Raw genomic sequence first — 5,271 nt, forward strand, 5'->3', positions numbered from 1 at the left:
ATGAACATTCTTCAATATTCTTATAAAAAAAGAGGGAAAATTGAGTTTGTATTTGAAGGCTGGCCTCACTCAAAAGTTACAATGGCTCCTATCAAAGGCTACTATTTTGTCCGCTTTATCAAATGGAGCAGCCTGGATCCAATCGTGACAAGAAACGACCTTGAAAAAATGGAGTGGGCTGCGAACCAATATTTCGGCACAGCCCCCTTCTATCGAAAACGAAAGGCATTTGAAACCCCATCGTCCCGAAAATAGGCGATGGGGCTTTTTAGCGGACGATGCGGAAAAGAGACGGAACATCCAGTCTGGTCGCCTGAGACAGAAGGTAGGCTGACTGTAAGGCTCCTTTTTTCCTAAAAGAATTCAGCTTATCAATAATTTGCTTTCCGTTTAAGATTCCAAGACCATGGGCAAAATATTTATCTTCCCCCAGTAAAATCACATTTTCGCCTCTCCATTGCGCCTTTTGCGGATCAAATTCAGGATTCTTAAAATACAAACAATCTCCAAGGAAAAAGTGGTGTCCTGTTTCCGTATATATCGGCAATTTCTCATAATGCCAGTCATATAAAATAATTCTGTCAAAGCTGGCATTGAATTTATCTTCACCGATTGTATCGATTAAGGCCAAGTAATAAATGATAACGATTGCGGTTGCGCATTCAAACGCATAAAACGGGCCGTTCTCTGCAATGTCCCGAATCGCTTTTGAAGGCGGCATTCTGTATTTCAGCTCCAAGGCGCCCTCCGGTGAAACTCTCCAATACGTTGTATTCCCGTATGTTTTTAAAAAAGTGGCAAACTTCGCCCCGCTTTTGTGCAGCGTCTTTGCCGCTGCTACAATATTCATCCGCAGTTTAAGCTCAAACATCAGTTCAGCAATTGAATGATAATCAAACTGAACAGGCGTCTCAATCATCTCTTTTAACAGCGGGTTCAGATTTTGATCAATCTGCCAATTTTCAATATCCTGGGGACGGAGCAATTGTCCTGATACAATAATCATGTTTAGCCCCCCTTGTTTTTTATAAGATATGCAAAGAGCTTGGGCAATGAAAGTTAAAAAGACAGAAGACAGCCAAAAAGAACTTCTTCCATTTTTATTTTAAAACTTTTTTAAGCAGCCGATATATACTGTATCAAACCTGAAGGAGCAAGTGACATGAAGACTTTTATCAATTGGCTGAAGAAACCGTCTATTTCAAAGAAATTAATCGTCTCATTTATTGCGATTCTCATTATCCCTATTCTTATATTAGAATTTAGCTCTTACCGAAGCGCCAGCGGAAAGCTGGATCAGGAAATTATGGGAAATGCGAAAAACAGTGTCGATACATTTAATACAACTGTTACAAATGATCTGGGAGAAAAAGCGAAAGCAGTCACCTTTTTCAGTGAATCTCTTAAAAGATCCGCATTCAAAGGGAAATCGAATCAAGAAGAGATCAAAGCTAAATTTTCACAATATGTATCTATTAATCAAGGAGTAGCCAGAATTTATGGGGGCGCAGATAACGGCACTTATGTACAAGCGCCAAAAGAAAAATTGCCGGAAGGATACGACCCGAGACAACGGCCTTGGTACCAGGATGCGATGAAGGCCGGCGGTGAAATTGTCGTGACAGATCCTTACGTGGCTGCGAGTGACGGAAGCATGGTCATTACCATTGCACAGGAGCTGAAGGACGGATCTGGCGTTGTCGCCATGGATATTACCATTGATAAATTGTTAGAACAAATGAAACAAATCAAGGTCGGAAAAGAAGGTTATGCTTTCATTGCAACAAAAAACAAAACCTATGTCGCCCACAAGAACCATAAGGCTGGAGAAAAGCTTTCAGGCGACTGGGTAGCCAAAATGTATGCGAATGACAGCGGTGAACTCCAGTATACTCTTAATAACGAAGATAAAAAGATGACCTATACTACAAACGAACTGACTGGTTGGAAAATAGCCGGCACAATGTATATGGATGAAATTAAGGATGCCTCAAAGTCTGTGCTGACAACAGGAATGATCGTGCTGATTGCTTCCATTGTGGCAGGCGGAATTTTAATTCTGTTTATCGTTCGTTCGATTACAAAACCGTTAAAACGTCTTGTTCAATCATCGAAAACGATCAGCAGGGGGGATCTGACCGAAACGATCGAAATCCATTCAAAGGATGAGCTTGGGGAGCTTGGGGAAAGCTTCAATGAAATGGGACAATCTCTCCGCTCTCTGATCAGCGCTATTCAGGACTCGGTGAACAATGTGGCCGCATCTTCCGAACAGCTTACGGCATCTGCCGGGCAGACGAGTAAAGCCACCGAGCATATTACGATGGCGATTGAGCAGTTCTCAAACGGAAACGAGGAGCAAAGCGAAAAGGTTGAATCCAGCTCTCATCAGCTGAACTTAATGAATGAAGGACTCCAGCAAGTCTCACAAACATCGTCAGATATTACAAAGGCATCTATCCAATCAACGGAAATCGCCGGAACGGGTGAGAAGTTTGTGCAGCAGACAGTCGGACAAATGAACTCGATTAATCAATCTGTTCAGCAGGCTGAAGCTGTTGTCAAAGGCTTAGAAGGAAAATCAAAAGACATCACAAGCATTTTGAGAGTCATCAACGGAATCGCTGACCAAACAAATCTGCTTGCACTAAACGCAGCCATTGAAGCGGCGCGTGCCGGAGAGTCAGGACGCGGCTTCTCTGTCGTAGCGGAGGAAGTGCGCAAGCTGGCTGTCCAATCAGCCGATTCAGCAAAAGAAATCGAAAAGCTGATCCAAGAAATCGTCGCAGAAATCGAAACCTCTCTTCACATGTTTAAAGAGGTCAATCAGGAAGTACAGTCCGGACTTGTTGTCACAGACAATACAAAAGAAAGCTTCCAGAGCATTTTCAGCATGACAAACGAAATCGCGGGCAAGCTGCAGACGATGAATTCCACCGTCGAGCAGCTGTCAGACCGTTCACAGCATGTTTCAGCAGCAGTCAGCGGCATTGCAGACGTGTCGAAAGAAAGCTCGGCAAGCATCCAGGACATTGCCGCATCAGCTGAAGAACAGCTTGCTTCCATGGAAGAAATCAGTTCCTCAGCGACCACTCTTGCGCAGATGGCAGAAGAGCTTCGTGATCTGACGAAACAATTTAAAATCGAGTAAAAGCCGAAAAACAGCGCTATCAAAGCGCTGTTTTTTATATGGTAAACAATAATAAAGTCCTAGTTTAACAGGTGAATTTAGAACTATTTTTCATTTTTTCCTCTATTTTCAATGTAATTTAAAGGAAGATCCGCCGATATAATTTGTAAATTATTGAAAGAAGGTTCAAAAGGAAATGAAAAAAACACTCACCACTATTCGTAGATCATCAATTGCAAGGAGACTTATTATTTCTTTCCTGCTGATCTTAATTGTTCCGCTAACCGCCCTTTCGGTTAGCGCTTATCAATCAGCAGTTGCCTCACTTGATGTACAGATGACGCAAAGCGCAAAGGAAAATGTTCAGATATTAGATCACATCATTGATGATAAAATCAGCACGACTGAAAAAAGCCTCGCATATTTCAGCGATTGGGCTACAGAAGAAAAATTTCAGGATAAAAAGAAAACAGAGCTGAAACAGGAATTTAAACAATTTATCCAAATGAATGATAATGTCGCTGCGGTATTTTCAAGCGGCAAAGACGGGGAATTCACCCGTTATCCGTACGCTGACATGCCAAGTGACTTTAATGCTTTGGAACGAGATTGGTACAAAGAAGCAATGGCCAATAAAGGCAAAACAATTGTCACTGAGCCTTATGAATCGATTTCATCAGGAAAAATGGTCGTCACCATCGCCCGTCAAACGGTAGATGGGTCAGGTGTTGTCGCCATTGATATGAAAATTGATGACTTAGTCACTACCGCGAAAGGAATCAATATCGGAAAAGAAGGCTATGCTTTTATTTTGAGCCAAAACAAGAAAGTCATCGCCTACTCCGGAGAAAAAGCGGGAACAGAGCTAAAAGGGGACTGGGTTGATAAGCTCTACAAGGATAAAAGCGGGGACTTTGAATATACGTACAAAGGCAAAAGGAAAAAAATGGCATTTGCAACAAGCGAAACAACAGGCTGGAAAATCAGCGGCACGATGTATGCAAACGAGATTCACAATGCTGCAAGCAGGGTTCTGATCATGGCTTCAATCGTTCTGGCGATTGCCATCGCAGCTGGAATGACGGCGATTTATTTTGTGATTCGATCCATCACAAAGCCATTGAGACGCATTGTCGCATCCGCTGAAAAAATTAGTGAAGGCGATCTAACCGAAACGATTGAAATCAATTCAAAAGATGAACTCGGCGTTCTGAGCGAGAGCTTCAATCATATGGCACACTCGCTTCGCTCGCTCATTCACGGGATCAAAGACTCAGTAGAGCACGTTGCCTCATCGTCTGAAGAGCTGACTGCATCGGCAGACCAGACAAGCAGAGCCACTGAGCACATTACGATGGCTATCGAGCAATTTTCAAACGGCAGTGAAAGCCAAAGCGAGAAAATAGAAACGACAACCGAACAAATTAATGAAATGAATGACGGATTGGCAGAGCTGGCGCGGGCTGCAGCAGTGATTACAGAAACATCCGCAGATTCAACAGAAGTGTCAAGTAAAGGGGAGACACTCGTCCAGAAAACAGCCGGCCAAATGAACACAATTGACCATTCCGTAAAAGCAGCGGAACAAGTGGTGAAAGGGCTGGAGATCAAATCAAAGGATATCACGAATATTTTGCGTGTCATCAACGGCATTGCGGATCAAACCAATCTTTTGGCTTTAAATGCCGCCATTGAAGCGGCCAGAGCGGGTGAATATGGCCGGGGCTTCTCAGTCGTCGCTGAGGAAGTGAGAAAGCTCGCGGTACAGTCGGCTGACTCGGCAAAAGAAATTGAATCGCTGATCAGTGAAATAGTAAAAGAAATTCACACATCACTGAACGTGCTTCAGTCCGTAAACAAAGAAGTTGAAACAGGGCTTGTCATGACGGATGAAACTAAACAGAGCTTCAAACATATATCGCAAATGACCAATCAAATTGCTTCCGAGCTGCAAAACATGAATGCGACGGTTGAGGAGCTGTCAGCGGGAGCTCAAGAAATTTCCGCAGCTTCAAATGATATCACAGCCATTTCTAAGGAAAGCTCGGATGGCATCCAAGATATCGCCGCTTCAGCTGAGGAACAGCTGGCATCCATGGAGGAGATTAGTTCATCTGCACTGACGCTTGAAAGAATGTCTG

The 5,271-nt window shown here is 43.3% G+C and carries 4 protein-coding genes; 3 read left to right on the forward strand and 1 reads right to left on the reverse strand.

What is annotated here, in order from left to right; all coding sequences use genetic code 11:
- On the forward strand, positions 1–255 hold a 255-nt coding region (locus tag RAC86_RS34930), incomplete at its 5' end, for a hypothetical protein (protein ID WP_003242211.1).
- A gap of 13 nt (positions 256–268) precedes the next feature.
- Here RAC86_RS34930 and RAC86_RS34935 read toward each other — a convergent pair.
- A complete protein-coding gene (locus RAC86_RS34935; protein ID WP_003228904.1) occupies positions 269–1,006 on the reverse strand; it encodes a protein-glutamine gamma-glutamyltransferase in 738 nt (245 codons plus the stop codon).
- Positions 1,007–1,162: 156 nt separating this feature from the next.
- Here RAC86_RS34935 and mcpB point away from each other — a divergent pair, with 156 nt between their 5' ends.
- Together mcpB and tlpA are read left to right on the forward strand one after the other, a co-directional pair.
- A complete protein-coding gene (gene mcpB, locus RAC86_RS34940; protein ID WP_015714604.1) occupies positions 1,163–3,151 on the forward strand; it encodes a methyl-accepting chemotaxis protein McpB in 1,989 nt (662 codons plus the stop codon).
- Between the two features lie 175 nt (positions 3,152–3,326).
- On the forward strand, positions 3,327–5,271 hold a 1,945-nt coding region (gene tlpA, locus RAC86_RS34945), incomplete at its 3' end, for a methyl-accepting chemotaxis protein TlpA (RefSeq protein WP_377886647.1).

The sequence above is a fragment of the Bacillus sp. LR_5 genome, assembly GCF_042709275.1.